Raw genomic sequence first — 25,757 nt, 5'->3', positions numbered from 1 at the left:
GCCACCATGGCAGATAAAGCGACCGCGAAGAAAGCGCCCGTCAAGAAAGCGCCTGCGAAGAAAACGCCCGTCAAGAAAGCGCCCGTCAAGAAAGCGCCCGTCAAGGCAGCGCTCGCGAAGAAACCGACCGCGAAGAATGCGCCCGTCAGGAAAGCGACCGCTAAGACAGCGCCCGTCAAGAAAGCGCCCGCGAAGAAGGCCCCCGCCAAGAAGCCGTCCACCACGCGGTCGAGCACCGAGCGCCGGACCAGCGCGCCCCACATCGTCGAGCACCCGACCGTGGTCGCGCGCGCCGCTCGAGGCAAGGCGGCGAGAGCCGAGACCCCCCGCGCCAGCCACAACGGGTGGGAGCCGGCCGCCGACCGCCCCGACCCCGTCGCTCTGATCGAGGAGCAGAATCGCACCCGGGTGCCCGATCTGGTGCCGGTGCGGCACGGGCGGATGATGGTCTCGCCGTTCACCTTCTACCGCGGCGCCGCCAAGATCATGGCAACCGACCTCAAAGACACCCCGCGCGCCGGACTCATAGTCCAGCTCTGCGGTGACGCCCATCTCTCCAACTTCGGCGTGTTCGCGTCGCCGGAGCGCAACCTGCTCTTCGACCTCAACGACTTCGATGAGACCCTGCCCGGTCCCTTTGAATACGACGTGCTGCGCATGACGGCGAGCTTCACGATCGCGGCCCGCAACAACGGGTTCAGTGCCGCGGACATCCGGAGCGTGACGCTGGAAGCCGTGCGCTCCTATCGGGAGGGGATGGCTCAGTTCGCCGCGATGCGCACCATGGACATCTGGTATGCCCGGATGACCGAGCAGGAGATGCTCAAGGCCATGGACATGGCCAGGGCCACCCAGAAGGACAAGGCGGCGCGAAAGGCGGCCAAGGGGCTGGAGAAGACCGCGCTGAAGAACGCCGCGAAGGCACGCTCCCGCGACAGCATGCAGGCTCTGTCCAAGCTTGCCGAGCTCGTCGACGGCCAGTACCGGATCATCAGCCAACCGCCGATCGTCATTCCGGTCCGCGACCTCGCGGAGTCCCTCGGCCTGTCGTCCGACGATGTGCAGGCGGCGGTCCTGGAACAGCTGAGGTCGTACCGCGAGAGCCTGCAGGACGACAGGCGCCGGCTGCTCGAACGCTTCGAGGTGGTGGATGTGGCTCACAAGGTGGTGGGTGTCGGCAGCGTCGGCAACCGGGCGTTCATCGCCCTGCTGCAGGGCCGCGACGAGCAGGACCCGTTGTTCCTGCAGGTGAAGGAGGCCACGGCATCCGTGCTCGAGGACCACCTGCCCAAGAGCGTCTACGAGCAGCCGGGGGAGCGGGTGGTGCAGGGGCAACGGATGATGCAGGCCGCCAGCGACATCTTCCTGGGCTGGACCAAGGGAGTGCAGGCCGACCGGTACCTGTACTGGCGTCAGCTGCGTGACATGAAGGGCTCGGCGATCGTGGAGGCGATGGTGCCGATGGGGATGACGTTCTACGCGCACGCCTGCGGCTGGACCCTCGCCCGGGCCCACGCCAGGTCGGGCGACCCCGTCGCGATCGCGGCGTACCTCGGAAAGAGCGACACGTTCGACCGCGCAGTCACCGACTTCTCCAACCGGTATGCCGACCAGAACGAGAAGGACTACGAGGCCTTCCTCGAGGCCGTGCACACCGGCTGGCTGGAGGCCCGGGAGGGCGTCTGAGCCGCCTCCGCGGCTGCAACTGTTGCCGGCGGACAAATGGTCCCGGTGCGCCCGCCGAACGTGTCCGGAACGGGAACAGTGCGGCGGGACGCCGCGCGGCTAGACGAAGCGCTCGAGCACCGTGCCCTCGCGCATCCGCTCGACGCGCTTCACGTGCTTGGCGATGTCGCGCACCCCGCGATACACCGCGAGTTCGGCAACATCCACCACCTTGGTCGAAGCGTGCGACCGGGTCGGATGCGCGAACTCCTCGATCGACTGGAAGCTGTCCCGCCCGCGCGGCTCGGTGCTGAATCGCTGCGCGAAGCCGGTGTTCACGCTGGTGAGCTCGATGTCGGCCTCGTGCGCGGTGACCAGGCTGCGGGTGTCCACCGTGATCACGGTGTGGGCGTCGTCCCGGTAGGAGCGCGCGGCGAGCAGCTCGTTCAGCCGCGGCTTCTGCAGGAAGAAGAACACCCGGTCGTTGAGCATCGTGTACCACTCGCTGGGGGAGAGGTCCTCCAGCGCGGCCGCCAGCGATGACTCGTGAATCGCCTTCTGGTGCCGGATGACGGCGGTGCCGTAGTCCGGATGTTCCAACTCCAGCGACTCACCACGCCGCTTGGTGAGGATCGCGGCCTGCGGTGCCCCCTGCCGCACGCCCCATCGGGTGACCAGCGAGGACGTGCTGAGCAGTCCGTGCCGCTCGATCGACGGCCACGACCCATCCGCTGCCACGTGGTACAGCTCGGGGTAGAGGCGGATCAGGTCCTTGGAAAGCACGGGGCAAGCGTACCGCCGCTCCGCCGGCCGACCGGGGTCAGAGGTCGAACGCGAGCCGGGCGCCGAGGGCGAGCATGAGCACAGCGATAGCGCCGTCGAGCACCCGCCAGGCACCGGGGCGCGCGAAGATCGGGCGCAGCAGACGAGCCCCGAAGCCGAGGCCGGTGAACCACAGGATGCTAGCCGTGATGGCGCCGCCGGCCCACCACCAGCGCTCGGCGGGGTCCTGTTGGCTGGCCACGGCGCCGAGGAACACCACGGTGTCCAGGTAAACGTGCGGGTTGAGCCAGGTGAGGGCGAGAACCGTGCCCACGGCGACCCGCATCCCGGTGCTGCCCGAGGACCCGGTCACCAGAAGCGCGCCCGGACGGATGGCCCGCCGCGCCGCCCACAGGCCGTAACCGACCAGGAAAGCGGCCCCGACCAGTCGCACGACCACCATGACCGCCGGTGCCGCCGCCACCAGGGCACCCATTCCCAGCACGCCAGCGAGGATGAGAGCCGCATCGGACAGAGCGGCAATGGCCACCACCGGCGCGATCACCCGGGTGCGGCCCTCGATGCCCAGCCGCAACACGAACGCGTTCTGGGCGCCGATGGCGATGATGAGGGACAGACCCGTGACCAGGCCCAACAGCGCGGGGAGGAGGGTTGTCGCAGGTGTCATGCCTCCCACGCTAGGGAGTCTCGGTGATTCAGTCCAGCTACGTTTTCTTAGGATGCGTAAGCTGGACTTATGCAACGCTTCACCCTCGACCAGCTGGAGACCCTGCGCGCCCTGGTACAGGACGGCACCTTCGAGAAGGCCGCCCGCCGGCTGCACGTCACGGCGTCGGCGGTCTCGCAGCGGGTCAAGGCCATGGAGCAGTCCTGCGGCCGGGTCCTCGTGCAGCGCACCACCCCGGTCTGCCTCACGGCCGCCGGTGCGGTGGTGCTGCGCTACGCGCGCCAGGTCGAACTCCTGGAGGCCGACACCGAGCGAGCGCTGCGCGAGAACGGGTCCGCCGAACGGTCCGTGCAGATCTCCCTCGCCGTGAACGCGGACAGCCTGGCCACCTGGTTCCTCGGCGCGCTCGCCGGGGTGGCCGACGAACTCGACATCACCTTCGACCTGCACCGCGAAGACCAGGAGCACACGATCTCGCTGCTGCGCTCCGGCGCCGTGATGGCCGCGGTCACCTCCGACCGCGAATCGATCCAGGGCTGTGTCACCGAGCCGCTGGGCCGGATGCGCTACCGTGCAGTCGCCACGCCGGCCTTCGTGGCCCGCTGGCTCGCCCACGGACTCGCCGCGTTGCCGGAGGCGCCCGTGGTCACCTTCGACCGCAACGACGACCTGCAGGACTCCTTCCTGCGGGCGCACGCCGGCGGGCCCGGTGACCCACCCCGGCACGTCATCCCCACCTCCCACGATTTCGCCCGCACAGTGCTGCTGGGCATGGGCTGGGGAGTGCTGCCCGAGCAGCAGTGTCTGGACGAGATCGCCGACGGCCGTCTGGTGGAGCTGGCGGCGGCGCATCCGGTGGACGTGCCGCTCTACTGGCAGCGCTGGAACCTGGCGTCGCCGCTGCTCGACGCGGTTTCGACGGCGGTGCGCGTTCAGGCTGAGCGGACACTGCGGCCGCTCACGGTCTGACTCTCCGAACGGTCCTACAGGTCTGTGTGCGCCAGCGGCAGGCCGCTGAGGCCGGCCCGGATCTCGACGCTCCGAATCTGGTCGAGGGTCACATCGGTCGACGCGGCGAGGTTCTCGGTGCTCGGGCTCGTCGCCGTCCAGGTCGCGAGCACCGTCGCGGTGCCGTCCTGATCGGTCATCACCATGTCGTAGTCCTGGGGCCCGTTGTCCTTCCAGAGCTGATTGAGGTACACGCACGACCAGTCGAACCGGGTGCCCCAGTCGGTGTCGGTGATGGTGAGGGCCGCGGTGAGGGCGTCGTCCTCCACGGGCTCCATGGCAACGACCATCGTCGGGGCCGGGTCGGCGGGTGTGGGCGGCGCGGTGGCGGACGGTGCGGATGAGGGCGGTGCGGCCTCGAGAGTCGCCGGAGTGCCCAGGGTGGCGCCGAGGAACCCGCCGCCCAGGGCGAGGCCGGCAGCGACGGCCGTGCCGGCCACGGCCAGACGCAGCCGGTTGCGCCGCGTGCGGGCGACGGCCGCCCCGGCGAGCCGCTGCACAGCTCCGGGCTGGTGCGGCGCGGCGCGCAGATGCGCGTCACTCAGGGGTGCAGAGGCGGCGATCTCGGTGGGCGTGGTTTCGGTGAGCGCCACGGCCTCCGCCGCGGGCAGGGCCGCCAGGATGCCGGGCAGCCCGGCGAGTTCGGCGACGGCGACGGCGCAGGCGGGGCAGGTCGGCAGGTGGCGTTCGAAGGCGTGCCGGTCTTCGGGGCTGAGCGCGCCGAGCAGGTAGGCGGCGTCCCACTCGCGGAAGCGGTCGGAGGTCATTCGGTGACCCCTCTTTCCTGTAGGGCGAGCCGCATTGCTCGCAGGGCGTAGTGCAGGCGGGACTTCACGGTGCCCTCCGGCACCTGTTGGAGGAGGGCGATTTCCGCGATCGACTGCCCGAGGTAGTAGGCGCTCACCAGTACGGTGCGGTGCTCGGGAGTGAGCGCGGTGAGGGCATCCGTGAGCAGCCAGCGATCCAGGATGGCCTCGGTGGCGTCGGTCGACGACCTCTCCGGCAGGTCATCGGTCGCGATCTCACGGGCGTACCGAGCGCTGCGCCTGTCGTCGATGACGAGGTTGCGGGCCACCGTGAACAGCCAGGCACGAGCGGCGTCGTCATCCCGGTCCAGCAACGCCGGCCGCGTCCAGGCGCGCAACAGGGTCTCCTGCACCACGTCCTGCGCGAACCCGTAATCCCCGGTCAAACGCACCACGTACCGAAACAGTGCCGGCCCGTGGGCGTCGTGCAGCGCCCGCAGGAGCTCCGCGTGTGGCTCTGCCACGGTCACCTCCCGGTCTGCCCGATGCCCACAATGAACACGGCTCTGCTGGACTAATTCTGCGCGACGAAGAGCTCGAACTCGACGGAGCCGGCATCTTCGACCGAGACGAAGCCGAGGTCGGGGGCGTCGACGCCGTAGTCACTGAAGGTGATCGGGATGCTGCCGACAACCTGCCCGCCGGCCTCGGTGAGCGCGGCCTGCAGCTCCACCGTGACCGGCTGGGTGACGCCGTGCAGGGTGAGTTCGCCGGTGGCGCTCAGGGTCTGCGCGACACCGGCCACGGGGGCCTCGAGGGTGACCGGTGCGGTAAGCGTGAAGGTGGCGGTCGGGAAGTCGTCGGCTTCCATCGCGGAGTCCCGGAAGTAGGCATCCCTGGCGCCTTCGTCGGTGGCGATGCTCGCCACGTCCACCGTGATCGTGGCGGCGGTGAGCGAGAGGTTGTCGACGGTGAGCTCACCGGAAACGTCAGCCGTGCGACCGGTCACGGTCACGTCGTTGCCCTGCAGAACCTCGTCGACGCGGTAGCCCGCGAAAGAGTCCGCGGCCACGCTCCAGGTGCCGGAGAGGTCGTCCGCGTTGACCTCGGTGGCCGCGCCGGCATCCGTCGGGCCCGGGGTGCCCGCGGCGATGGTGGGGGCCGCCTCGACGGTGCTGTTGGCGTAGTCGGCATAGACCGCAGGCCCGAAGGCCAGGGCGGCACCGCCGATGACGACAACTCCGCCCGCAATCCACAGCCCGATCTTCGTCTTTTTCTGCATGTCACCCTCGTTCATAGTCTTCGCGTGTAATTGGCGAGCGGATGGTGGTCATCCACTCTGTACAACGAGACGGCAGGCCAAAAGGTTCAGACCGGTTCACTTTTTCGAAAAATTAGCCGGTTCGACCGCTGATGCGGCGGCCCAACTCGGCCGCGGCGTGCTCCACGGCGGCGGCGACCTCCGGCCAGCGTTCCGGCGGCACGCTGGACCGGGCGAAGGTCACGGCGATGCCGGCGGCGGGCCAGCCGCTGTGGTCCCGAACGGCCACCGCGACGGATGCGAGACCCAGGGTGACGTCGCCGTCCTCCGCCGCGTAGCCCTGCGCGCGCACCTCGGCCAGGAGCCGGCTCAGCTCGCGATAGCTGCTCACGCCGCCCGGCGCCGGGGTGTTGCCGCCGTCGCGCTGCACGAAGGCGGACGGGTCGGGGAACAGGGCCCGCACCTGCGCGACCGGCAGCGTCGCGAGCAGCGCCCGGCCGCTGGCCGTGAGGTGGCTGGGCAGGCGCACCCCGACATCCGTCACCAGGGCGGGGCGGCGGGGAGCGCGCTCCTCCACGAGGTAGATCACATCGCGACCGTGCAGCACGGCCAAATGCGCGCTCTCGCCGATGGTGTCGACGAGCGAGGCCAGGATTGGCCGGCCCAGCCGGGCCAGGGGCTCCTGCCGGGCAAAGCCGCTGCTCAGCTCGAAGGCGGCCAGGCCGATGCCGTACCGACGGGCCTCGGGAAAGTGCAGCACGAAGCCGAGCTCGGTGAGCACGCCGAGCAGCCTGTAGACGGTGGACCGGGGGAGCCCGAGCGTCTGCGCGATGGTCGACGCCGGTACCGGCCCGCGCTGGGCGGCCAGGTGGGTGAGTATCTGCAGGGTGTGGCGGGCGGCGGGCACATCGGCCTTCGTGGGCGCCGCCCGGCTCTCAGCAGGCACGTCCACGGCGCCCCGGCTCAGCTGTCATGCGACGAGGCTATCGTTTCGACGAGCCCCCGGGGCGCAGGCCGGTTGCCGGTTCGGCAAGCCAGTTTGTCGCCGTGCCGCCGACGAGGGAGGATGCAGTCATGCACACCAACGACACCGCCCGTGAACCCCAGGAGCCCGACGCAATAGGAGACTTCTGGGATCAGCGCTACGCCGGAAATGAGACCCTGTGGAGCGGCCGGCCCAACGCCGCGCTGGTCAGCGAGACGCACCACCTGCGGCCGGGGCGGGCCCTCGACGTCGGCTGCGGCGAGGGCGCCGATGCCCTCTGGCTGGCGGCACAGGGCTGGGACGTGACGGCGCTGGATGTCTCACGAGTGGCACTCGAGCGCGCCGCCCGCCAGGCCGACCTCGTGCGAGCCGACCTGGTCGGCGGCACGGTGCGCTGGCTGCACGCCGGACTCGTCGAGGCGGCCCTGCCGGCGGCGAGCTTCGACCTGGTCTCCGCGCAGTACCCCGCCCTGTTGCGCACGGACGAGAATATCGCGGAGCGCGCCCTGCTGGATGCCGTCGCGCCCGGGGGTGTGCTGCTCATCGTGCACCACCCCACGCCCACCGCCGCTGAGGCCGCCGCGCACGGTTTTGATCCCGACCTGTACGTGAGCCCGGCCCAGGTCGCGGCCCTGCTGGACGACACCTGGCGGATCGAGGTCGACGAAACCCGGCCCCGCCACGTGGCCACCGGTGCCGGTGCCCACCACACCGAAGACGTCGTGGTGCGGGCGCGGCGCCTGCACTGACCGGGCTCAGCGTTCCCTGAGCGTCGCCACGGTTCCCACCGGCGCCGCCCGCGTACCCAGCCGGCTGGGGGTGGGCTCTGCCGGGTTCTGGCTCACCACCAGCACCCGGGACCCGCACAGGTGGATCTCGTCTGCCACGGTGCTGCCGCTCCGCAACAGGTCGGCGAGGCTGGGCGGCAGGTCCAGGTCGTCGATGCGTGGCGAGAAGGCGCCCGCGGCGCGGGAGGCGGGCCGCGGCGGCAGCCCGAGCAGCTCTGCGGCTCGATCGTTGTAGAGCACCAGATCGCCGGCACCGTCCACGAGAATCAGCCCCTCTGGCACCGAGTTGACCACGGAGTCGTTATGGACGAACAGTCGGGCGAGTTCTTCCGGCCCCCAGCCCAGGGTGACCCGGCGCAGGTAACGTCGCAGAACCCAGGTGGCCAGCGAACCCGCCAGGAGCAGGGTGAGCGTTATCGCCAGGATGGCGGGCAGCCGGGCGTCGAGGGCGATCTGCAGGTTGCTGGTTCTCACGCCGGCGGCCACCATGCCCACCACTTCGCCGTCGGAGTCGAGGATTGGCACCACGGCGCGCACCGACGGGCCGGGGGTGCCCGGCGTGACGTCGGTGAACGACATTCCGGCCGTGGCGGGGCCCGTGCGGCCGACATACTGCCGGCCGATTTCGGCGGGGTCCGGGTGCGTCCAACTGACCCCCGCCGGGCTCATGATCGTGATGAAGTCCAGCGCGGCGTCCCGGTTGACCTCGAGCGTGTACGGCTGCAGCGCCGCCGTCGGATCCGGCGATGTCGCCGCCGTCACCACGAACGGGCTGTCGGCGATCGCGGCCGCTACCGCGAGTAGCCGGTCGGCCCTTTCGGAGTAGCCGCGGTCCCGGGCGTCGACGAAGGCGGCAGTGCTCACGAACACGGCCAAAGACACTATGAAGACAGAATGAGCGACGAACAGCCGGCGTGTAATGCTCCACCCGTGCATAGTTCGCACCCATCCTTCCCGGCCGCACCACTGGGCCACGTCGTCGTGACCATCCTGACCTCTAGGGAGAACGTACGCCCAGACCGCCGCGCCGGGGCCGGTGCCCCTGGCGTGCTGATCTGAGTCGGGACGCTTTATCCCCGCTGACCAGCACTTGAGAGTGCACGTTGTGGGTCGGCGAGTCGGGGGTCCAGGGGTCTGGCGTGCCCTACCGTGGTAGGCTCGGTGACGGTCTTCCGACCCTTCACCAGGACGCGAACGCGTAGCCCCCAGCTCGACTGGGACGGCCGCGTGCGTACGGTGAGGCCCAGACGGACGCGATCCCATGGTCGCTCCAGCCCACGCCGTTTCTCGGTGTCGAGGCCGGTCTCGGCCTACCCGTCCGACACAGCGAGCCCCGTGTTGTCGACCGCTCAGGCGGTCTATTCGGCGTGCTCCGGAGAATCCGTGACCGAAATCATCGCCGTCAAGGCAGAAGTACCCGCCAGCGAGGCGGAGCAGACAGAAACTGCAGCAGCAGTAGCACCGGGAATCGCCGTGAAGGCGGACAGGCTCTACAAGGCCTTCGGCCGCAAACCGCACGACATCGTCAAGAAACTCCAGAGCGGCGCGAGCCGTGACGAGCTCGCGCACCTGGGAACGGCCGCCGTCATCGACGCTTCCTTCGAGGTGCAGCGTGGTGAGATCTTCGTGGTGATGGGCCTCTCCGGCTCGGGCAAGTCCACCCTCATCCGCATGCTCAACGGCCTGCTCGAGGCCACCAGCGGCACTGTCACCGTCGGAGACACCCCGATCACCGGCATCCCGGCGGCCAAGCTGCGGGACGTGCGCCGTCAAAGCATCTCGATGGTCTTCCAGCACTTCGCCCTGCTGCCGCACCGCACGGTGATCGATAACGTCGCCTACGGCCTCGAGGTGCAGGGCATGCCCCGTGAGGAGCGCCTCGCCAAGGCGCGCACCATCATCCGCCTGGTGGGACTGGACGGATGGGCCGACAATCTGCCCTCCGAACTCTCCGGTGGCATGCAGCAGCGCGTCGGCCTCGGCCGGGCCCTGGCCGCCGACACCGACGTTCTCCTGATGGATGAGGCGTTCTCCGCCCTGGACCCTCTGATCCGCCGCGAAATGCAGGAACAGCTGATCGAGCTGCAGGCCGAACTCGGCAAAACGATCATCTTCATCACCCACGACCTCAACGAGGCCATGTTCCTCGGCGACCGCATCGCCGTGATGCGCGACGGCCGGATCGTGCAGATCGGCACGCCCGAAGAGATCCTCACGGACCCGGCCAACGACTACGTCGCCCAGTTCGTGCAGGATGTCGACAGGGCGCGGGTGCTCACCGCCGGCAGCGTCATGGAGCCGGCGCGTTCGGTGGTCACCGTCACCGCCGGCCCGCGTGCGGCTCTCCGTACCATGCGCGACCTGCAGACCTCGGCCACTTTCGTTTTGCGCCGTGACCGCAGCTTCGCGGGGGTCGTGCGCGACCGGGACGTGCTCAAGCAGGTCAAGGCCGGCGACGGCGACCTGCGGGCCATCATCCTGGACGCCACCGCGGTGGCCGCCGACACCGCCTTGGTCGACCTCGTCGAACTGGCCGTGGAGAGCGACCTGCCCATCGCCGTGGTCGACGATCGCAACCGCTTGCTCGGCGTGATCCCCCGGGTGACCCTGCTCGCGGCTCTCGGCAATGTCAGTCCGACGACCGGTGAGCTGCCGGTGATGGAACCGCCGGCCACCATCTCGATGAGCATCATCACCGAAACCCTGCGCGAAACCGCGTCGGAAGGAGTACAGCCGTGAACGACTTCCGGATTCCCCTCGGCTCCTGGGCCGATACCTTCATCGACTTCATCACCGACACCTTCGGGTTCTTCTTCGACTTCGTGCGCGCCATCTTCAGCGGCGCCTACGACCTCGTCGACCTCATTCTGGCCACACCGCCGTTCTGGGTGATCATCCTCGTGGCCGCGGCGCTGGCACTGATGATCCGCGGCTGGAAGTTCGCCGTGGGCACCGTCGTCGGCCTCGTTGTCATCGTGGGTGTCGACCAGTGGGAGAACGCGATGGACTCGCTCGCCCTGGTGCTCGTCGCGAGCGTCCTGGCGATCCTGTTCAGCGTGCCGCTTGGCATCCTCTCGGCCAAGTCCGGCGTGGCGTCCAGCATCATCCGCCCGATCCTCGACTTCATGCAGACCATGCCGGCCTTCGTGTACCTGATCCCCGCGCTGATCCTGTTCCGCGTCGGTGTTGTTCCCGGCATCGTGGCGACGATCATCTTCGCCATGGCTCCCGGCGTTCGGCTCACCGAACTCGGCATCCGCAGCGTCGACAGCGAGGTGGTCGAAGCCGGCCAGGCCTTCGGTGCGTCACCGTGGCGCATCCTGCGTCAGATTCAGCTGCCCCTGGCGATGCCCACCATCATGGCCGGTATCAACCAGGTGATCATGCTGTCGCTCTCGATGGTCGTCATCGCCGGCATGGTCGGCGCCGGCGGTCTCGGCCAGCAGGTCGTGGCCAGCCTGAACCGCATCGACGTGTCGCTCGGCTTCGAGGCCGGCCTCTCCGTGGTGATCCTCGCGATCTTCCTGGACCGGCTCACCGCGGCTCTCGGCAACGGGAACACCCCGATCAGCAGGGTGCTCGCCGCTCGCAAGCGCCGCGCCCACCCGGTCCACGCTCCGGCCGCGGCCGTCGCCGTGGAACCGACCGTAGCCCCGGCCGTGACACCGACGCAGGCCGCCGAGCGCGAGCCGTCCCAGGTCTAGCTCCACCCATAGCTTCAACCCCCGCAGCTTCAACCCCGGTCACCACCAGCAGGTGACACGAAAGGCAGACACATGAAGAACCGTTCACTCAAGATCCTCGCCACCGGTGCCATCGGCATGCTCGCCCTGGCCGGCTGCACCGCGGCCGAGGCCGAGACCGTCGGCGACGGCAACTCGGACAACAAGGACCTCACCATCGCCGTGTTCAACGGCTGGGACGAGGGGATCGCGGCATCAGAGCTGTGGAAGGCCATCCTCGACGAGAAGGGCTACAACGTCGAACTCGAGTACGCCGACGTTGCACCGGTCTACGCCGGGCTCTCCACCGGTGACTACGACCTCAACCTCGACGTCTGGCTGCCGAACACCCACAAGTCCTACCTCGAGGAGTACGGCGACGACATCACCGAACTCGGGGCCTGGAACGACGAAGCCAAGAACACCATCGCCGTGAACGCCGATGCGCCGATCGACACCCTCGCCGAGCTGGCCGATAACGCCGACCTGTTCGACAACCGTCTCGTGGGCATCGAGCCCGGCGCCGGTCTCACCGAGGCCGTGACCGACAACACCATCCCCACCTACGGCCTCGAGGACATGGACTACCAGACCTCCTCGACCGCAGCGATGCTCACCGAGTTGACCGCTGCGGAGAAGTCCGGCGAGAACATCGCCGTCACCCTGTGGGCGCCGCACTGGGCCTACGACACCTTCGACCTGAAGAACCTCGAAGACCCCGAAGGCACCCTCGGCGCCTCGGAGACCATCCACGCCTACGGCAAGAAGGACTTCTCCACCGACTTCCCGCAGGCCACCAAGTGGATCGCCGATTACACCATGGACCTCGACAAGCTCCAGTCGCTCGAAGCCGCCATGTTCGTTGACTACGACGGCCAGGACTACGGCCCCATCGTCGCGAAGTGGATCGAAGACAACCAGGAGTATGTGGACTCGCTCACCGCGTAGTCGACTGCCCGTCCATGAACGGCCCGTGCCTCGGCACGGGCCGTTTCTGTGTCGTCTCTGGCGCGGTCGTCTCAGGCGCTGGCGCGCAGTTCGGCGCCGATGTACGCCGCCCAGGCACCGGCCTTGCCGGTCTCTCCGGCGGCCAGCGGCCCCTCGGTGCCGTCGACAACGAAGCCGTGTGGCTTGGCCACGATAGTGGCGCCGGCGGCGTGCAGGGCGTGCGAGATCTTGGCCGCCGCATCCCCGTGGATGAATAGCTTGATGCGGGTGTCGAACGCGGCGGCCCGCACACCGGCGAGGGAGCCCGGTGCGAGGGTGCGCAGGAACCGGCGCATCCGATCGGTCGGCTTCCAGCCGTTGATCGGGCATCCCACCACCAGGACGTCGACGCCGTCGAGGCTTGCCTCGGTGATGTCGGACACGCTGAGGGTGGTGGTTCCCTGGCCCAATTCGGTGGCGATCACCTCGGCGATGGTGCGGGTGCTGCCATAGTTCGTGTCATAGACGACGAGTGCGTGCATGAGTCCTCCCGGGTCGTGGCGACGTTCGCCGACACGAGTCATAGTGGCCCCGGCCCCGGCGACCGACAAGAGCAGCAGGTCCCGCGGGTCAGTGCGATTGCCGGGTCACTGCGACTGCGGAGCTCGCAGCGTGATGAAGCTCGACAGCGCTTCGGTGATGGCCCGCTCCGATGCCGCCCGGGTCAGCGTGGCCTCGCCGTCGCCGGGCTGAGCCCCGTACGCTCCGAAGGAGGCGTGGTTGGCGCCCTCGATCCGCACAAAGGTCGTGTCGGCGGGCAGCAGGTCGGCGGTGTCCTCGATCTTGGCCGGGGTGCTCAAGCCGTCCTCGCTCCCGCTGAGGCTCAGCACCGGCAGCTCGTCGTCGACGGCCGAGGCGCAGTAGCTGCCGAACAGCACCAGGCCGGCGACCTCGTTGTCCTCGGCGTACATGCAGGCCCGCACGCCGCCGAGCGAGTGGCCGCCTACGAACCACGCCGCCACATCGGGCGCGGTGGCCGTGAAGGTGTCCAGCGGACGCTGGTCGAAGAAGGCGAGGTTCAGAACCGGTTTGGTGATGACCACGGTCATCCCCGTCTCTGCCACGGTGGGAGCCAGGGTGGCGAGGTACGCGTACGGGTCGACCTTGGCGCCGGGAATGAAGACCAGGCCGGCGACCGAGCGTTCCTCGGCCGGGGCGATCACGACGGAGACGTCGGTGTCGGTCACCGTGACGGCGGGGTCGTCGAACACGGCCTGGGCGGCCGTGCGGTCGGCGGGCATCACGAGCTGCGTCCAGAACAGGACGGCCACGATCCCGAGGGCCAGCGCGGTGAGCGCGGTCCAACCGGCGAATCTGATGCGGGTGCGCAGAACGGTTCGAGGGCTGCTGTCAGTGGTCAATTCGATCAGTCGTCCAATCCGCGTGCGGCGAGGGCCTCTCCGATCGCATCGGCGGCGTACAACGAGCGTACGACGACGGGGACGGCCAGGGCGATGATCGACCCCTGTGCGCCGCGCGCCCTCCGGGCGTCGAGCACCTCCCGCACGATCTCCGCCACCAATGGGATGCACCGGAGGGTCAGGGCTACGAGCAGCCCCACCCTGTCTGCATCCACCCAGCGCCGGAACGGCCGCAACAGCAGCTGGAACGCCTCGAGCACCGCGGTGACCGTGGTGGTGAGGGTGAAAAGGGCGGCGAGGGCCACGGCCACCAGCAGCCGGCCGGCCATCAGACCGGCCGTGGTCCAGCCCTCCGCCGAACCATTCGCGACCAGCACCTGCACCGGCACGGCGAAGACCAGGATCCACAGGATCGGACCGATCTGTGGCCAGGCCGCCGTGGGTGGGATGCCGGCCAGCGCGTACAGGGCGACCACGACCACGAATTCCCCCGCGAGCACCAGGGGATCGGCCGCCAGGCCGACCAGCACCATGGCGACGGCGAGCACGGCCAGCTTGAACACCGCCGGCGCGCGGTGCAGCAGCGAGGTCCCCGGCCGGTACAGCCCGATCATGCCGGCCCGGTCATGACAGCAGGCTCAGGTACGCGGTGAGAGCGGTGGCGGGCACGTCGTCGGCGACGACCCGGCCCTCGTCGACCACGATCACCCTGTCGAACCCGTCCAGCACCTCCAGGTCGTGGGTCACCACGATCACCTGCTGGGTCAGCGACACCAGCAGCCCGGTGATCAGACGGGTGTTGCGGGCATCCAGCAGGGTGGTCGGTTCGTCGGCCACTACGATGCTGGGCCCGGCCACCAGCACCGCCGCGAGGGCCAGCAGCTGCTTCTGACCGCCGGACAGACGGTGCGCGGGGCGCTCGGCGAGAGCGGTGAGACCGAACCTATCGAGCGCCTCTGCCGTGCGCGCCGTGATTTCGTCGGCGGCCAGGCCCCGGCGCCGCAGGGTGAAGGCCACATCCTCCTGCACGGTCGGCATCACGATCTGGTTGTCGGGATTGGTGAAGATGAAGCCCACCTCGCGCCGTACGAGCTTGGCTTGCCGGCGCACGTCCAGGCCGTTCACCGTGACGGTGCCGCTAGTGGGGGTGACCAGGCCGTTGATCATGCGCGCCAGCGTCGACTTGCCGCTGCCGTTGGCGCCGACGATGCCGATCCGGCGTTCGGTGAGGTGCAGGTCGATGCCGCGCAGCACGGGCTGGTCGTCGAAGCCGTGCGAGACGTCCTCGAAACGGATGCCGGCGGCGCTCACGCTCACGCCCGGGCGTCGACGGGCGCGGAGACCGGAACCGTGCGGCGCGGGGTGATCAGGCCCGGGTACGCCCGGTGCACCTGCTTGGCGACGAGGACCGTCACGACGACCTTCACCAGGTCGCCGGGCAGGAACTTCGTACTGTCGACGGCGGCGGCCCACAGCGGCAGGCCCAGGTTGATGGCGGTGACGGGCACCCCGATCAGGTAGACGACCACGATGCCGCCGAGAACGGTGGCGCCCAGTGCCGGCCAGAACGGGTAGCGCGGCAGCAGCCACGCGGTGAGGGCGCCGATCACGACGACGCCCAGCAGCCATCCGTAGGGGTAGCCGGCGGAGGGGGAGGTGGTGAACCAGACCAGGCCGCCGCGCCCACCGGAGAGCAGGGGCAGCCCGGCCGCGGCGAGGACCAGCAACAGCAGCACGGCCAAGAAACCCTTGCGCGCTCCGAGGATTGCGCCGGCCAGCATCACGCCGAGGGTCTGGAACGTGATCGGCACGGTGCTGGCGCCCAGGGAAAGCGCGCCGGGGAACCCGAGGGCGGCGATGAGGGCGGCGAAAATGGCGATCTGCGCCAGGTCGCGCACGCTGAGGCGGGCCGTGACTCTACGGGCGGGAACGGTGGGGGCTGTCATGGTTTTCAATCTAGATTTCCTCGGCAGGGCGCCGCAGTGGAATACCTACAAAAAATCCGGCGGAACGCTGGTCACCGGTCCCGGCCGGGGTCTCCGGTCCGGTTTCCCGCTGCCATCGGCACGCCTATCCGTCGGACCTGTGCGGTTTTATGATCGTCGCAGCCGGACGGAGAGTTCACCGATGCCGGGACACGGAAGGCAGTTCTCATGGGTTTCTTCGGATTTCTCCTGCTCGGCCTCTTGGCCGGCGCCCTGGCCAAGCTGATCCTCCCCGGAACGCAGGGTGGCGGCTGGTTCGTGACCCTGCTGCTCGGTGTGGTCGGCGCGTTGCTGGGCGGCTGGCTGGCCGGCCTGATCTTCGGGGTCGACATGGGGTCGTTCTTCGACCTGCGCACCTGGGTGATCGCCATTCTCGGGTCGATCATCGTGCTGCTCATCTACGGCGCGGCTACCCGCAACCGCGGGAGTAGCAGCTCGACCTGATCTGCAGCGCGGGTGGTGCTTAGGCGACGAGGCGACTGATCGTGGCCGATCCGGCGCGGGCGCCGGACGTCGGTTCGGCCCACACCGAGATCGGAGCCGGGTTCCAGGGCAGTGCGGTCGGTTCCGCACCAGAGGACACCAGGAGGGCGCCGGTGTTGACGGCCGTGATTCCGTCCATCGGGGTGTCGGTGCGGGGTTCGGCGATGTTGCGGGGCGCTGCCTGGGTATCGGTGCGCAGGCGCATGGTCTCGGCAGCCAGGAGCTCGGTGAGGGTCTCGGCGATCTGGTGGGCCTTGAGCCCGTGGAAGATCACATCGGTGTCATCGGAGCGGCGGGGGACCAGGGTCCAGGCTCCCTCGGCGCCGACGAGATCGGCCAGCGCGGCGTGGAGATGTTCAAAGACCTCGGCGCGGCTGAGTTCTGCCGGAGCGGGAGCAACCGGGGCCTGGATGACGGGTGCGGTGCGACGTCGACGACCGAACATCGTGAGCCCCTTCCTACTAACAACGCGAGAAGACCAGTTTCGCCTTCTCCACCCCGAAATCACGGGGGACACGCCGCAGAACGGGGACTGGCGGGGGGATGCCCGCTACTTAACCTTCACGGCAGTGGCGCCCGGCACGGATTTCTCGTCGGCGTCCTTCACCACGTTGCCGACGGCGACCGCGACACTGAGTCCCCAGCCGATCCAGGTGAGCACCAGGCGCCAGTCCCTCGGACCGTTCTTGGTGGCCTGCAGGATGTGCCAGCCGCCGACGACGACGCTGATCATTGCGGTGTTGAACAAGAACTTTCGCATGGCTACACGCTAGCCGACAACCCGCGAACTGAGAGAAAAGCCCCAAAAAACTCGGGTTTTAGGTGCTTGAGTCACAGCTCTCGGGTGTGGTCGCGGGCGAAGGTGAGGGTTTCGGTCAGCAGGGCCAGGCGCTCCGGCTCGGTGCGGGCGGTCCGGGTGTTCACCTCGGCCACGATGGTGCCGTCCCAGTTCACCGCGGCGAGGTTCCGCAACACCTCGGCCACCGGCTCGGTGCCGCGGCCGGGCACCAGGTGTTCGTCGAAGACCCGGCCCTCGTCGAGGGAGCCCGTGCCGTCGCAGAGGTGCACGTGGCGCAGACGCTCGCCCAGGGCCGTGGCCATCGCGAGGCTGTCCTGGCCGCTGAGCGCACAGTGCGAGAAATCGAGGGTCACCGCGGCGCAGTCCATCACCGTGGGGTCCCAACCGGGGGAGTACGCCTTGACCCCTCGCCCGCCGATCTTCCACGGGAACATGTTCTCGACGGCGATCTGAAGGCCGGTGCCGGCGCCGAGCTCCCGCACGATGTCGAGAAAGTCCTCCGCATAACCGGCCTGCCAGCGAAACGGCGGATGCACAACCACCGTCGATGCGCCGACCAGCCCGGCGAGCTCGGCGGACCGCTCCAACTTCACCCGGGGGTCCCGGCCCCAGACGAAGTGGGTGAGCAACAGAACCGGTGCGTGGATCGAGAAGATCGGCAGGCTGTACCGCTCGGATAGCGCGGTCAGCGCCGCCGCATCCTGGGTGGCTTCGTCACGGGTGACCATGATCTCAACGCCGTCGAACCCTGCCTGCTTCGCCAACCTGAAAGAGTCTTCCAACCCCAGCGGGTACACGCAGGTGGAGCTCATGCCGATGCGAATCACGGCGTCAGCATAGCCTTCGCTGGTAACCTCGAGATGCAGCCAGGTGCGCCGCACAGGCGGGCACCGGAATGGATGAGTCATCGAAATCGCAGCAGACACCACCGCATCAGTCACCGCACCCGACACCACCGGAGAGGCCGGCGCGGAGCCCGGCCCCGATTCGGTCGCGCCCGGTCACTTCGACCTGGTCGTGGTCTCCAACCGGCTTCCGGTCGACTACGAAGTAGCCGAGGACGGCACCGAAAGCTGGCGCACCTCGCCCGGCGGCCTGGTCACCGCCCTCGAACCGATGATGCGCGCCTCCGACGGCGCCTGGGTGGGCTGGCCCGGCGTGGCCGACCGCGAATTCGAGCCCTTCGAAAACGACGGCATCTCGATCGTGCCCGTACGCCTGAGCACCGAAGACCTCGAGCTCTACTACGAGGGCTTCTCCAACGACACCCTCTGGCCGCTCTACCACGACGTGATCGCCTCACCCAGCTACCACCGCGAATGGTGGGACGCCTACGTCCAGGTCAACCGCCGGTTCGCCACCGCGGCCGCGGCATCCGCAGCGCCCGGCGCCACGGTCTGGGTGCACGACTACCAGCTGCAGCTGGTGCCGCGGATGCTCCGCGACGCCCGCCCCGACCTGGTGATCGGCTTCTTCAACCACATCCCGTTCCCGCCGTACGGCATCTTCGCCCAGCTGCCCTGGCGCAAGCAGATCCTCGACGGCCTGCTCGGCGCCGACCTGATCGGCTTCCAGCGGCTGGCGGATGCCGGCAACTTCTCTCGCGCCGTGCGCCGCCTGTTCGGCTACGCCACCCGCGGTGTCGCCGTGGACGTGCCCAGCCAGAACGGCCAGCACCGCCGGGTCATCGCCAAGCACTTCCCGATCTCGATCGACGCCGAGGCCTATGAGGAAATGGCCAAGCGACCGGAGATTCAGGAACGCGCCCGCCAGATCCGCGAGGACCTCGGCAATCCTAAAACGATCATGCTCGGCGTCGACCGTCTGGACTACACCAAGGGCATCGGTCACCGCATCAAGGCCTTCGGTGAGCTGCTCGCCGACGGCACTCTGAGCGTCGAGGACGTCACGCTCGTACAGGTCGCCAGCCCGTCCCGCGAGCGCGTGGCCACCTACATGCAGTTGCGCGACGAGATCGAACTCGCCGTCGGCCGCGTCAACGGCGACTACTCCACCATCAGCCACACCGCCATCAGCTACCACCACCATGGCTACCCGCGGGAAGAGATGGTGGCGCTCTACCTGGCCGCCGACGTGATGCTTGTCACGGCCCTCCGGGACGGCATGAACCTCGTCGCCAAGGAATACGTCGCGGTGCGCTACGACGGCGACGGCGTGCTCGTGCTCAGCGAATTCGCCGGTGCTGCCGACGAGCTCAAGCAGGCCGTACTGATCAACCCGCACGACATCGACGGCATGAAGGCGTCGATCATGAAGGCCGTCACCATGCCCAAGCGCGAACGCACGAGGCGCATGCGGGCCCTCCGCCGCAAGGTCTTCGACAACGACGTGGCCACCTGGTCCGCCTCGTTCCTGCAGACCCTCACCGGCGGGGCCGCCGTGCCCAGCGGCGTGCCGGAGAACCTCGTGTCGGCGCTGAAGGACATCAGCTCGGCCGAGACCATCCTGGTGGCCCTCGACTTCGATGGCACCCTGGCGCCGCACGTGGACGAACCCGAGGACGCCCGCGCGGTCGACGGCACCCACGACGTGGTGCAGCGGCTGCTCGACCTGCCCGGCGTGCGTGTCGCGTTCGTCTCCGGCCGGGCCCTGGTGAGCCTCAAGCATGTGGCCGAACCGCAGAGCGAGGTTTTGCTCACCGGATCGCACGGTATCGAGGTGCAGCTGGACGCAAACGGCATCGAGCTGGGTCTGGTACCCGAAGAGGTCGAGAAGCTCGACACCCTCACCCGGGTGCTTGAGCGCATCTCCGGCCCGGTGTTCGGCACCTGGATCGAGCAGAAGCCGGCCGGCCTGGCGCTGCACACCCGCCTGGCCACCGCGCAGGACGGCCAGGCCGTGCAGCGCGAGGCCCGCGACCAGCTGGCCGAGCTGCTGCCTGCCCTCACCGTGCGCGAGGGCAAGAACGTGCTCGAGTTCTCGGTGCGCTCCAGCACCAAGGGCGACGCCCTCGAACGCCTGCGTGCGCACACCGGCGCCGACAGGGTGCTCTATGCCGGTGACGATGTCACCGACGAAGACGCCTTCACGGTGCTGGGCGAGGGCGACCTGGGCCTCAAGATCGGCCCGGGCGCTACCCAGGCCGGCTATCGGGTGCGGGGCCCGAAGGAGGTCACCCAGGTGCTGGCGCTCCTAGCAGACTTCCGCGCCGCCGCCACGCAGCAGCAGTAGGTCCCGCGTCGCGGGCGTGCCACCGGTCGTCATGACGGGTGTGCCGCCCGCGACGTTCTAGACTCGGTGCATGTCTGAGTTCGATATGAAGCCCCGTAGCCGCGACGTCACCGATGGCATCGAGGCCACCACCTCCCGCGGCATGCTCCGAGCGGTGGGAATGGGCGACGCGGACTGGGAGAAGCCCCAGATCGGCATCGCCAGCTCCTGGAACGAGATCACCCCATGCAATCTGTCCCTGGACCGCCTCGCGCAGGCGTCCAAGGAGGGTGTGCACTCCGGCGGCGGCTACCCGCTGCAGTTCGGCACCATCTCGGTCTCCGACGGCATCTCGATGGGCCACGAGGGCATGCACTTCTCCCTGGTCTCCCGTGAGGTCATCGCCGACTCCGTCGAGGTCGTCATGCAGGCCGAACGCCTCGACGGTTCTGTGCTGCTGGCCGGCTGCGACAAGTCGCTGCCCGGGATGCTCATGGCCGCCGCGCGCCTGGACCTCGCCAGCGTCTTCCTCTACGCCGGGTCCATCGCACCCGGCTGGGTGAAGCTGAGCGACGGCACCGAGAAGGACATCACCATCATCGACTCGTTCGAAGCCGTCGGCGCCGTCAAGGCCGGCCGCATGAGCGTGGAAGACGCCAAGCGCATCGAGTGCGCCTTCGCCCCCGGCGAGGGTGCCTGCGGCGGCATGTACACCGCCAACACCATGGCCAGCGTCGCCGAGGCCCTGGGCATGAGCCTTCCCGGCTCCGCGTCGCCCGCCTCCGCCGACCGCCGCCGCGACTACTACGCGCACCGCTCCGGCGAGGCCGTGGTCAACCTGCTGCGCTTAGGCATTACGGCCCGCGACATCCTCACCAAGAAGGCGTTCGAGAACGCCATCGCCGTGGCCATGGCCTTCGGCGGTTCCACCAACGTGGTGCTGCACCTGCTCGCCATCGCGCAGGAGGCCGAGGTCGAGCTCACCCTCGACGACTTCAACCGCATCGGCGACACCGTGCCGCACATCGGTGACCTCAAGCCCTTCGGCAAGTACGTCATGAACGACGTCGACCGTCACGGCGGCGTGCCCGCCGTGATGCGCGCCCTGCTCGAGGCCGGTCTCATCCACGGCGACGCGCTCACCGTCACCGGCAAGACCGTGGCGGAGAACCTCGCCGAGATCGACCCGCCCGAGCTCGACGGCAAGGTCCTGCGCACCCTGGACAACCCGATCCACGCCTCCGGCGGCATCACCATCCTCAAGGGCTCCATCGCCCCCGAGGGCGCCGTCGTCAAGACCGCCGGCTTCGACAGCGACATCTTCGAGGGCCCCGCCCGGGTCTTCGAGCGTGAACGCGCGGCCATGGACGCCCTCACCGCGGGGGAGATCCTCAAGGGTGACGTCGTCGTCATCCGCTACGAAGGCCCCAAGGGCGGCCCGGGCATGCGCGAGATGCTCTCGATCACCGCGGCCATCAAGGGCGCTGGGCTCGGAGCCGATGTACTACTATTGACTGATGGTCGATTCTCAGGCGGCACAACCGGACTGTGTATCGGCCATATAGCACCCGAAGCGGTGGACGCAGGTCCGATCGCCTTCGTGCGCGATGGTGATCTGATACGGGTCGATATCGCAGCTCGCTCGCTTGACCTACTGGTCGACCCCGCAGAGCTGGCCGCCCGCCGAGAAGGCTGGGCTCCACTTCCTCCCCGTTACACCCGTGGCGTTCTCGCCAAGTACTCCAAGCTCGTGCAGTCCGCGGCCCTGGGTGCGACCACGGGATAATCGACACCATCCGTCATTCGAATTAGGGATTTGCTCTCATGACCACGGAACCTTTGCCCGTGCCATCCGCCCCGACCCCCAGCGCGCCGTCCGCCGACGCCGTGTCCGGAACGCCTGAAATCCTCACCGGTTCCGGCGCAATTCTGCGCAGCCTCAAGATGCTCGGCGTCACCGACGTCTTCGGGCTGCCCGGCGGCGCCGTCATCCCGCTCTACGACGAGCTGATGAACCAGGACGACATCCGCCACATCCTGGTACGCCACGAACAGGGCGCCGGCCATGCCGCCGAGGGCTATGCGTCCTCGAGCAACCGGGTCGGGGTGGCCATCGCCACCTCCGGCCCCGGCGCGACCAACCTGGTCACGGCCATCGCCGACGCCTACATGGACTCGGTGCCGCTGCTGGCGATCACCGGCCAGGTCTTCTCCACGCTGATGGGCACGGATGCCTTCCAGGAGGCCGACATCGTCGGCATCACCATGCCGATCACCAAACACTCGTTCCTGGTGAAGCGGCCCGAAGACATCCCCGCCGCCATCGCCTCGGCGTTCCTGATCTGCAACACCGGCCGTCCCGGCCCGGTGCTGGTGGACATCACCAAGGACGCCCAGCAGATGAAGGCACCGTTCATCTGGCCGCCCAAGCTCGACCTGCCCGGCTACCGGCCGATCACCAAGGCGCACGGCAAGCAGGTTCAGGCCGCGGCGGCGCTGCTGGCCGGCGCCGCGAAGCCCGTCTTCTACGTCGGCGGCGGTGTCATCCGCGCCCAGGCGTCACCCGAACTGCTCGAGCTGGCCGAACTGACCGGCACCCCCGTCGTCACCACCCTGATGGCCCGCGGAGCGTTCCCCGACTCGCACGACCAGCACCTGGGCATGCCCGGCATGCACGGAACCGTCGCTGCCGTGCTGGCACTGCAGGAATCCGACCTCATCATCGCTCTCGGCGCCCGTTTCGACGACAGGGTCACCGGCAAGGCCTCCGAATTCGCGCCCAATGCCACCATCGTGCACGTGGACGTGGACCCGGCCGAGATCGGCAAGATCCGCGCCGCCGACGTGCCCATCGTGGGTGACGCCAAGGACGTCATCGCCGACCTCACCGTGGCCTACCGTGAGGCGATCACCACGACGACCCCCGACATCTCCGAGTGGTGGACCTACCTCAAGGGCCTCCGGGAGAAGTTCCCGCTGGGCTACAGCGAACCGGCCGACGGCCTGCTCGCCCCGCAGTACGTGATCAAGCGCATCGGCGAGCTCACCGGGCCCGAGGGCGTCTACGCCGCCGGCGTCGGCCAGCACCAGATGTGGGCCGCACAGTTCATCAAGTACGAGCGGCCGAACTCCTGGCTCAACTCCGGCGGGGCCGGCACCATGGGTTACTCGGTGCCCGCGGCCATGGGCGCCAAGGTCGCCGAACCCGACCGCACGGTCTGGTCCATCGACGGCGACGGCTGCTTCCAGATGACCAACCAGGAACTCGCCACCTGCACGATCAACAACATCCCGATCAAGGTGGCGATCATCAACAACTCGTCGCTCGGCATGGTGCGTCAGTGGCAGTCGCTGTTCTATGACGGCCGGCACTCCTTCACCGACCTCAATACCGGTCACGGCACCGCGATGGTGCCCGACTTCGTGAAGATGGCCGATGCGTACGGTGCCCTGGGAATCCGGGTCACCCGCGCCGACCAGGTGGACGACGCGATCAAGCTTGCGTTGGCCACCAACGACCGGCCCGTGGTGATCGACTTCATCGTCAGCCGCGACGCCATGGTGTGGCCGATGGTGCCGCAGGGCGTCAGCAACAGCTTCGTGCAGTACGCCAAGGACCACGCCCCCACCTGGGAAGAGGAGTAACCGATGAGTACCCACGTTCTCAGCCTCCTCGTCGAGGACAAGCCCGGACTGCTGACCCGCGTCGCGGGCCTGTTCGCCCGGCGCGGCTTCAACATCGAGAGCCTCGCCGTCGGCCACAGCGAAATCCCCGGCCTGTCGCGCATCACGATCCTCGTCGACGTCGAGGACGCCCCGCTGGAACAGGTGACCAAGCAGCTCAACAAGCTGATCAACGTCATCAAGATCGTCGAGCTCGACCCGAGCCAATCGGTCCAGCGCGAGCACCTGCTCGTCAAGGTGCGGGCGGACAACACCACCCGCTCCCAGGTCCTCGAAGCGGTCACCCTGTTCCGTGCCCGGGTCGTCGACGTGTCCACGGATGCCGTCGTGATCGAGGTGACCGGCGACTCCGGCAAGACCCAGGCGTTCCTGCGGGTGCTCGAGCCATACGGCATCAAGGAAATCGCCCAGTCGGGCCTCCTCGCCATCGGTCGGGGATCCAAATCGATCACCGAACGCGTCTTCAAAAACTAAGGTCTCGACAAGCTCGACCAGCGCACCTTCTCGACAAGAACGCCAAACAAAATTTTCCCGACAAATACACAAACCAAGGAGAACACCACATTGTCTGAAATCTTCTACGACAAAGACGCCGACCTGTCCCTGATCCAGGGCAAGAAGGTCGCCGTGATCGGCTATGGCTCGCAGGGCCACGCCCACGCGCAGAACCTGCGCGACTCCGGCGTCGAGGTCGTCATCGGACTCAAGGAGGGCTCGAAGTCGCGTGCCAAGGCCGAAGAGGTCGGCTTCACCGTCCTCAGTGCCGCCGAGGCATCCGCCTGGGCCGACGTCATCGTGGTCCTCGCACCCGACCAGGTGCAGCGTCACCTGTACAAGGACGACATCCTCCCCAACCTCGCCGACGGCAAGGCCCTGGTCTTCGGCCACGGCTTCAACATCCGTTTCGGCTACATCGAGGCGCCCGCGGGCGTCGACGTGGTCATGGTCGCCCCCAAGGGCCCGGGCCACACCGTGCGCCGCGAGTTCGAGGCCGGCCGTGGCGTTCCCGTCATCGTCGCCGTCGAGAAGGACGCGTCCGGCAACGCCTGGCCGCTGACCCTCAGCTACGCCAAGGCGATCGGTGGCCTGCGTGCCGCCGGCATCAAGACCACCTTCACCGAAGAGACCGAGACCGACCTGTTCGGTGAGCAGGCCGTTCTCTGCGGTGGCGCGTCGCAGCTGATCCAGTACGGCTTCGAGGTTCTCACCGAGGCCGGCTACCAGCCGCAGGTTGCCTACTTCGAGGTGCTGCACGAGCTCAAGCTCATCGTCGACCTGATGTGGGAGGGCGGCATCGCCAAGCAGCGTTGGAGCGTCTCCGACACCGCCGAGTACGGCGACTACGTCTCCGGCCCGCGCGTCATCGACCCGAGCGTCAAGGAGAACATGAAGGCCGTTCTCGCCGACATCCAGAACGGCGCATTCGCCGAGCGCTTCATCAACGACCAGGATGCCGGAGCTCCCGAGTTCCTGGCCCTGCGCAAGAAGGGCGAAGAGCACCCGATCGAGGCCACCGGCCGCGAGCTGCGGAAGCTCTTCGCCTGGAACGCCTCGAACGACGACGACTACGTCGACGGCGAAGCTGCCCGCTAACTCCGTACCTGTTTCACCCGAAGGGGCCAGTCGAATCGACTGGCCCCTTCGGCGTGTGCCGGCGCCGCT

At 68.5% G+C, this 25,757-nt stretch carries 27 protein-coding genes; 12 read left to right on the top strand and 15 right to left on the bottom strand.

All coding sequences use genetic code 11. From position 1 onward, the window contains the following. Positions 1-6: 6 nt before the first annotated feature. On the top strand, positions 7-1,686 hold the full coding sequence (locus E3O60_RS16055) for a DUF2252 domain-containing protein (protein WP_134498619.1): 1,680 nt from the start codon (positions 7-9) through the stop codon (positions 1,684-1,686). 99 nt (positions 1,687-1,785) lie between these two features. On the opposite strand, the gene E3O60_RS16050 is transcribed toward E3O60_RS16055, so the two are convergent. After that, a complete protein-coding gene (locus E3O60_RS16050; protein ID WP_134498617.1) occupies positions 1,786-2,448 on the bottom strand; it encodes a hypothetical protein in 663 nt (220 codons plus the stop codon). 37 nt (positions 2,449-2,485) lie between these two features. After that, entirely contained in the window at positions 2,486-3,115 is a 630-nt protein-coding gene (locus E3O60_RS16045) for a LysE/ArgO family amino acid transporter (RefSeq protein ID WP_103461548.1), read from the bottom strand. 69 nt (positions 3,116-3,184) lie between these two features. On the opposite strand from E3O60_RS16045, the gene E3O60_RS16040 reads away from it, so the two are divergent. Next, positions 3,185-4,084: a LysR family transcriptional regulator ArgP gene (locus tag E3O60_RS16040; RefSeq protein WP_088456678.1), complete on the top strand. Its 900-nt coding sequence runs from the start codon at positions 3,185-3,187 to the stop codon at positions 4,082-4,084. Between the two features lie 14 nt (positions 4,085-4,098). On the opposite strand, the gene E3O60_RS16035 is transcribed toward E3O60_RS16040, so the two are convergent. The 4 genes from E3O60_RS16035 to E3O60_RS16020 form a co-directional block, all read right to left on the bottom strand. Further along, positions 4,099-4,890: an anti-sigma factor gene (locus E3O60_RS16035; protein WP_134498615.1), complete on the bottom strand. Its 792-nt coding sequence runs from the start codon at positions 4,888-4,890 to the stop codon at positions 4,099-4,101. Continuing rightward, positions 4,887-5,393: a sigma-70 family RNA polymerase sigma factor gene (locus tag E3O60_RS16030; protein ID WP_088458060.1), complete on the bottom strand. Its 507-nt coding sequence runs from the start codon at positions 5,391-5,393 to the stop codon at positions 4,887-4,889. The genes E3O60_RS16035 and E3O60_RS16030 overlap by 4 nt, the downstream gene beginning before the upstream one ends. A 50-nt stretch (positions 5,394-5,443) precedes the next feature. Beyond that, entirely contained in the window at positions 5,444-6,151 is a 708-nt protein-coding gene (locus E3O60_RS16025; RefSeq protein WP_088456676.1) for a YceI family protein, read from the bottom strand. Between the two features lie 112 nt (positions 6,152-6,263). Then, positions 6,264-7,082, bottom strand: a complete 819-nt coding sequence (locus E3O60_RS16020) for an IclR family transcriptional regulator (RefSeq protein WP_241993288.1) — start codon at positions 7,080-7,082, stop codon at positions 6,264-6,266. Positions 7,083-7,204: 122 nt separating this feature from the next. Between E3O60_RS16020 and E3O60_RS16015 the strand changes: the two genes are divergently transcribed. After that, positions 7,205-7,864 carry a bifunctional 2-polyprenyl-6-hydroxyphenol methylase/3-demethylubiquinol 3-O-methyltransferase UbiG gene (locus E3O60_RS16015; RefSeq protein WP_103461544.1) on the top strand — a complete coding sequence of 220 codons (660 nt, stop codon included), beginning with the start codon at positions 7,205-7,207 and terminating at the stop codon, positions 7,862-7,864. Positions 7,865-7,870: 6 nt separating this feature from the next. On the opposite strand, the gene E3O60_RS16010 is transcribed toward E3O60_RS16015, so the two are convergent. Continuing rightward, the gene (locus tag E3O60_RS16010) at positions 7,871-8,767 is read right to left on the bottom strand and encodes a PAS domain-containing protein (RefSeq protein WP_206750853.1); all 897 of its coding nucleotides are present in this window, start codon (positions 8,765-8,767) and stop codon (positions 7,871-7,873) included. A 603-nt stretch (positions 8,768-9,370) separates the two neighbouring features. Here E3O60_RS16010 and E3O60_RS16005 point away from each other — a divergent pair. The 3 genes from E3O60_RS16005 (at position 9,371) to E3O60_RS15995 (ending at position 12,573) form a co-directional block, all read left to right on the top strand. Then, positions 9,371-10,642, top strand: coding sequence for a glycine betaine/L-proline ABC transporter ATP-binding protein (locus tag E3O60_RS16005; RefSeq protein ID WP_088458059.1), 1,272 nt, complete (start codon positions 9,371-9,373; stop codon positions 10,640-10,642). Beyond that, positions 10,639-11,607 carry a proline/glycine betaine ABC transporter permease gene (locus E3O60_RS16000; protein ID WP_134498609.1) on the top strand — a complete coding sequence of 323 codons (969 nt, stop codon included), beginning with the start codon at positions 10,639-10,641 and terminating at the stop codon, positions 11,605-11,607. The genes E3O60_RS16005 and E3O60_RS16000 overlap by 4 nt, the downstream gene beginning before the upstream one ends. Before the next feature lie 72 nt (positions 11,608-11,679). Further along, positions 11,680-12,573 carry a glycine betaine ABC transporter substrate-binding protein gene (locus E3O60_RS15995; protein WP_088456671.1) on the top strand — a complete coding sequence of 298 codons (894 nt, stop codon included), beginning with the start codon at positions 11,680-11,682 and terminating at the stop codon, positions 12,571-12,573. A gap of 71 nt (positions 12,574-12,644) precedes the next feature. On the opposite strand, the gene E3O60_RS15990 is transcribed toward E3O60_RS15995, so the two are convergent. From E3O60_RS15990 to E3O60_RS15970, 5 genes are all read right to left on the bottom strand, one after another. Continuing rightward, positions 12,645-13,094 carry a flavodoxin domain-containing protein gene (locus tag E3O60_RS15990; RefSeq protein WP_088456670.1) on the bottom strand — a complete coding sequence of 150 codons (450 nt, stop codon included), beginning with the start codon at positions 13,092-13,094 and terminating at the stop codon, positions 12,645-12,647. Between the two features lie 105 nt (positions 13,095-13,199). Further along, positions 13,200-13,973, bottom strand: coding sequence for an alpha/beta hydrolase (locus tag E3O60_RS15985; RefSeq protein ID WP_240632218.1), 774 nt, complete (start codon positions 13,971-13,973; stop codon positions 13,200-13,202). A gap of 5 nt (positions 13,974-13,978) precedes the next feature. After that, entirely contained in the window at positions 13,979-14,587 is a 609-nt protein-coding gene (locus tag E3O60_RS15980; protein WP_134498607.1) for an energy-coupling factor transporter transmembrane protein EcfT, read from the bottom strand. Between the two features lie 10 nt (positions 14,588-14,597). Further along, the gene (locus tag E3O60_RS15975; RefSeq protein ID WP_240632217.1) at positions 14,598-15,290 is read right to left on the bottom strand and encodes an energy-coupling factor ABC transporter ATP-binding protein; all 693 of its coding nucleotides are present in this window, start codon (positions 15,288-15,290) and stop codon (positions 14,598-14,600) included. After that, positions 15,287-15,919 (bottom strand): biotin transporter BioY, encoded by a 633-nt coding sequence (locus E3O60_RS15970; RefSeq protein ID WP_088456668.1) that lies wholly within the window; start codon positions 15,917-15,919, stop codon positions 15,287-15,289. The genes E3O60_RS15975 and E3O60_RS15970 overlap by 4 nt, the downstream gene beginning before the upstream one ends. A gap of 207 nt (positions 15,920-16,126) precedes the next feature. On the opposite strand from E3O60_RS15970, the gene E3O60_RS15965 reads away from it, so the two are divergent. Then, positions 16,127-16,402: a GlsB/YeaQ/YmgE family stress response membrane protein gene (locus tag E3O60_RS15965; protein ID WP_088456667.1), complete on the top strand. Its 276-nt coding sequence runs from the start codon at positions 16,127-16,129 to the stop codon at positions 16,400-16,402. 19 nt (positions 16,403-16,421) lie between these two features. Here E3O60_RS15965 and E3O60_RS15960 read toward each other — a convergent pair whose 3' ends face one another. From E3O60_RS15960 to E3O60_RS15950, 3 genes are all read right to left on the bottom strand, one after another. Next, a complete protein-coding gene (locus E3O60_RS15960; RefSeq protein WP_134409220.1) occupies positions 16,422-16,886 on the bottom strand; it encodes a hypothetical protein in 465 nt (154 codons plus the stop codon). Positions 16,887-16,991: 105 nt separating this feature from the next. After that, complete coding sequence (locus tag E3O60_RS15955; RefSeq protein WP_088456665.1) at positions 16,992-17,201, bottom strand: hypothetical protein; 210 nt, start codon at positions 17,199-17,201, stop codon at positions 16,992-16,994. A gap of 71 nt (positions 17,202-17,272) precedes the next feature. Next, on the bottom strand, positions 17,273-18,067 hold the full coding sequence (locus tag E3O60_RS15950) for a sugar phosphate isomerase/epimerase (RefSeq protein ID WP_134409221.1): 795 nt from the start codon (positions 18,065-18,067) through the stop codon (positions 17,273-17,275). Positions 18,068-18,146: 79 nt separating this feature from the next. On the opposite strand from E3O60_RS15950, the gene E3O60_RS15945 reads away from it, so the two are divergent. The 5 genes from E3O60_RS15945 to ilvC all read left to right on the top strand — a co-directional run bounded on the left by E3O60_RS15945 (position 18,147) and on the right by ilvC (position 25,688). Then, complete coding sequence (locus E3O60_RS15945) at positions 18,147-20,432, top strand: bifunctional alpha,alpha-trehalose-phosphate synthase (UDP-forming)/trehalose-phosphatase (RefSeq protein ID WP_370028282.1); 2,286 nt, start codon at positions 18,147-18,149, stop codon at positions 20,430-20,432. A gap of 70 nt (positions 20,433-20,502) precedes the next feature. Further along, the gene (gene ilvD, locus E3O60_RS15940; protein ID WP_103461537.1) at positions 20,503-22,197 is read left to right on the top strand and encodes a dihydroxy-acid dehydratase; all 1,695 of its coding nucleotides are present in this window, start codon (positions 20,503-20,505) and stop codon (positions 22,195-22,197) included. A 38-nt stretch (positions 22,198-22,235) separates the two neighbouring features. Next, a complete protein-coding gene (locus tag E3O60_RS15935; RefSeq protein ID WP_088456662.1) occupies positions 22,236-24,056 on the top strand; it encodes an acetolactate synthase large subunit in 1,821 nt (606 codons plus the stop codon). Positions 24,057-24,059: 3 nt separating this feature from the next. Further along, entirely contained in the window at positions 24,060-24,569 is a 510-nt protein-coding gene (gene ilvN, locus E3O60_RS15930) for an acetolactate synthase small subunit (protein WP_088456661.1), read from the top strand. A 90-nt stretch (positions 24,570-24,659) separates the two neighbouring features. Further along, positions 24,660-25,688, top strand: a complete 1,029-nt coding sequence (gene ilvC, locus E3O60_RS15925; RefSeq protein WP_088456660.1) for a ketol-acid reductoisomerase — start codon at positions 24,660-24,662, stop codon at positions 25,686-25,688. The last annotated feature ends 69 nt before the right edge of the window (positions 25,689-25,757 follow it).

The organism is Cryobacterium sp. TMB1-7 (assembly GCF_004402435.1).
GTDB classification, from domain to species: domain Bacteria; phylum Actinomycetota; class Actinomycetes; order Actinomycetales; family Microbacteriaceae; genus Cryobacterium; species Cryobacterium zongtaii.
The sequence above is the reverse complement of the archived record's forward strand: the minus strand, read 5'-3'. Positions and strand labels throughout refer to the sequence as shown.

What these genes read in the sequence shown, in the direction of transcription:
- E3O60_RS16055 (WP_134498619.1), top strand. Translation starts at nt 7, where the DNA reads ATGGCAGATAAAGCGACCGCGAAGAAAGCGCCCGTCAAGAAAGCGCCT.
- E3O60_RS16045 (WP_103461548.1), bottom strand. Translation starts at nt 3,115, where the DNA reads ATGACACCTGCGACAACCCTCCTCCCCGCGCTGTTGGGCCTGGTCACG.
- E3O60_RS16040 (WP_088456678.1), top strand. Translation starts at nt 3,185, where the DNA reads ATGCAACGCTTCACCCTCGACCAGCTGGAGACCCTGCGCGCCCTGGTA.
- E3O60_RS16035 (WP_134498615.1), bottom strand. Translation starts at nt 4,890, where the DNA reads ATGACCTCCGACCGCTTCCGCGAGTGGGACGCCGCCTACCTGCTCGGC.
- E3O60_RS16025 (WP_088456676.1), bottom strand. Translation starts at nt 6,151, where the DNA reads ATGCAGAAAAAGACGAAGATCGGGCTGTGGATTGCGGGCGGAGTTGTC.
- E3O60_RS16015 (WP_103461544.1), top strand. Translation starts at nt 7,205, where the DNA reads ATGCACACCAACGACACCGCCCGTGAACCCCAGGAGCCCGACGCAATA.
- E3O60_RS15995 (WP_088456671.1), top strand. Translation starts at nt 11,680, where the DNA reads ATGAAGAACCGTTCACTCAAGATCCTCGCCACCGGTGCCATCGGCATG.
- E3O60_RS15990 (WP_088456670.1), bottom strand. Translation starts at nt 13,094, where the DNA reads ATGCACGCACTCGTCGTCTATGACACGAACTATGGCAGCACCCGCACC.
- E3O60_RS15980 (WP_134498607.1), bottom strand. Translation starts at nt 14,587, where the DNA reads ATGATCGGGCTGTACCGGCCGGGGACCTCGCTGCTGCACCGCGCGCCG.
- E3O60_RS15970 (WP_088456668.1), bottom strand. Translation starts at nt 15,919, where the DNA reads ATGACAGCCCCCACCGTTCCCGCCCGTAGAGTCACGGCCCGCCTCAGC.
- E3O60_RS15965 (WP_088456667.1), top strand. Translation starts at nt 16,127, where the DNA reads ATGGGTTTCTTCGGATTTCTCCTGCTCGGCCTCTTGGCCGGCGCCCTG.
- E3O60_RS15960 (WP_134409220.1), bottom strand. Translation starts at nt 16,886, where the DNA reads ATGTTCGGTCGTCGACGTCGCACCGCACCCGTCATCCAGGCCCCGGTT.
- E3O60_RS15955 (WP_088456665.1), bottom strand. Translation starts at nt 17,201, where the DNA reads ATGCGAAAGTTCTTGTTCAACACCGCAATGATCAGCGTCGTCGTCGGC.
- ilvD (WP_103461537.1), top strand. Translation starts at nt 20,503, where the DNA reads ATGTCTGAGTTCGATATGAAGCCCCGTAGCCGCGACGTCACCGATGGC.
- E3O60_RS15935 (WP_088456662.1), top strand. Translation starts at nt 22,236, where the DNA reads ATGACCACGGAACCTTTGCCCGTGCCATCCGCCCCGACCCCCAGCGCG.
- ilvN (WP_088456661.1), top strand. Translation starts at nt 24,060, where the DNA reads ATGAGTACCCACGTTCTCAGCCTCCTCGTCGAGGACAAGCCCGGACTG.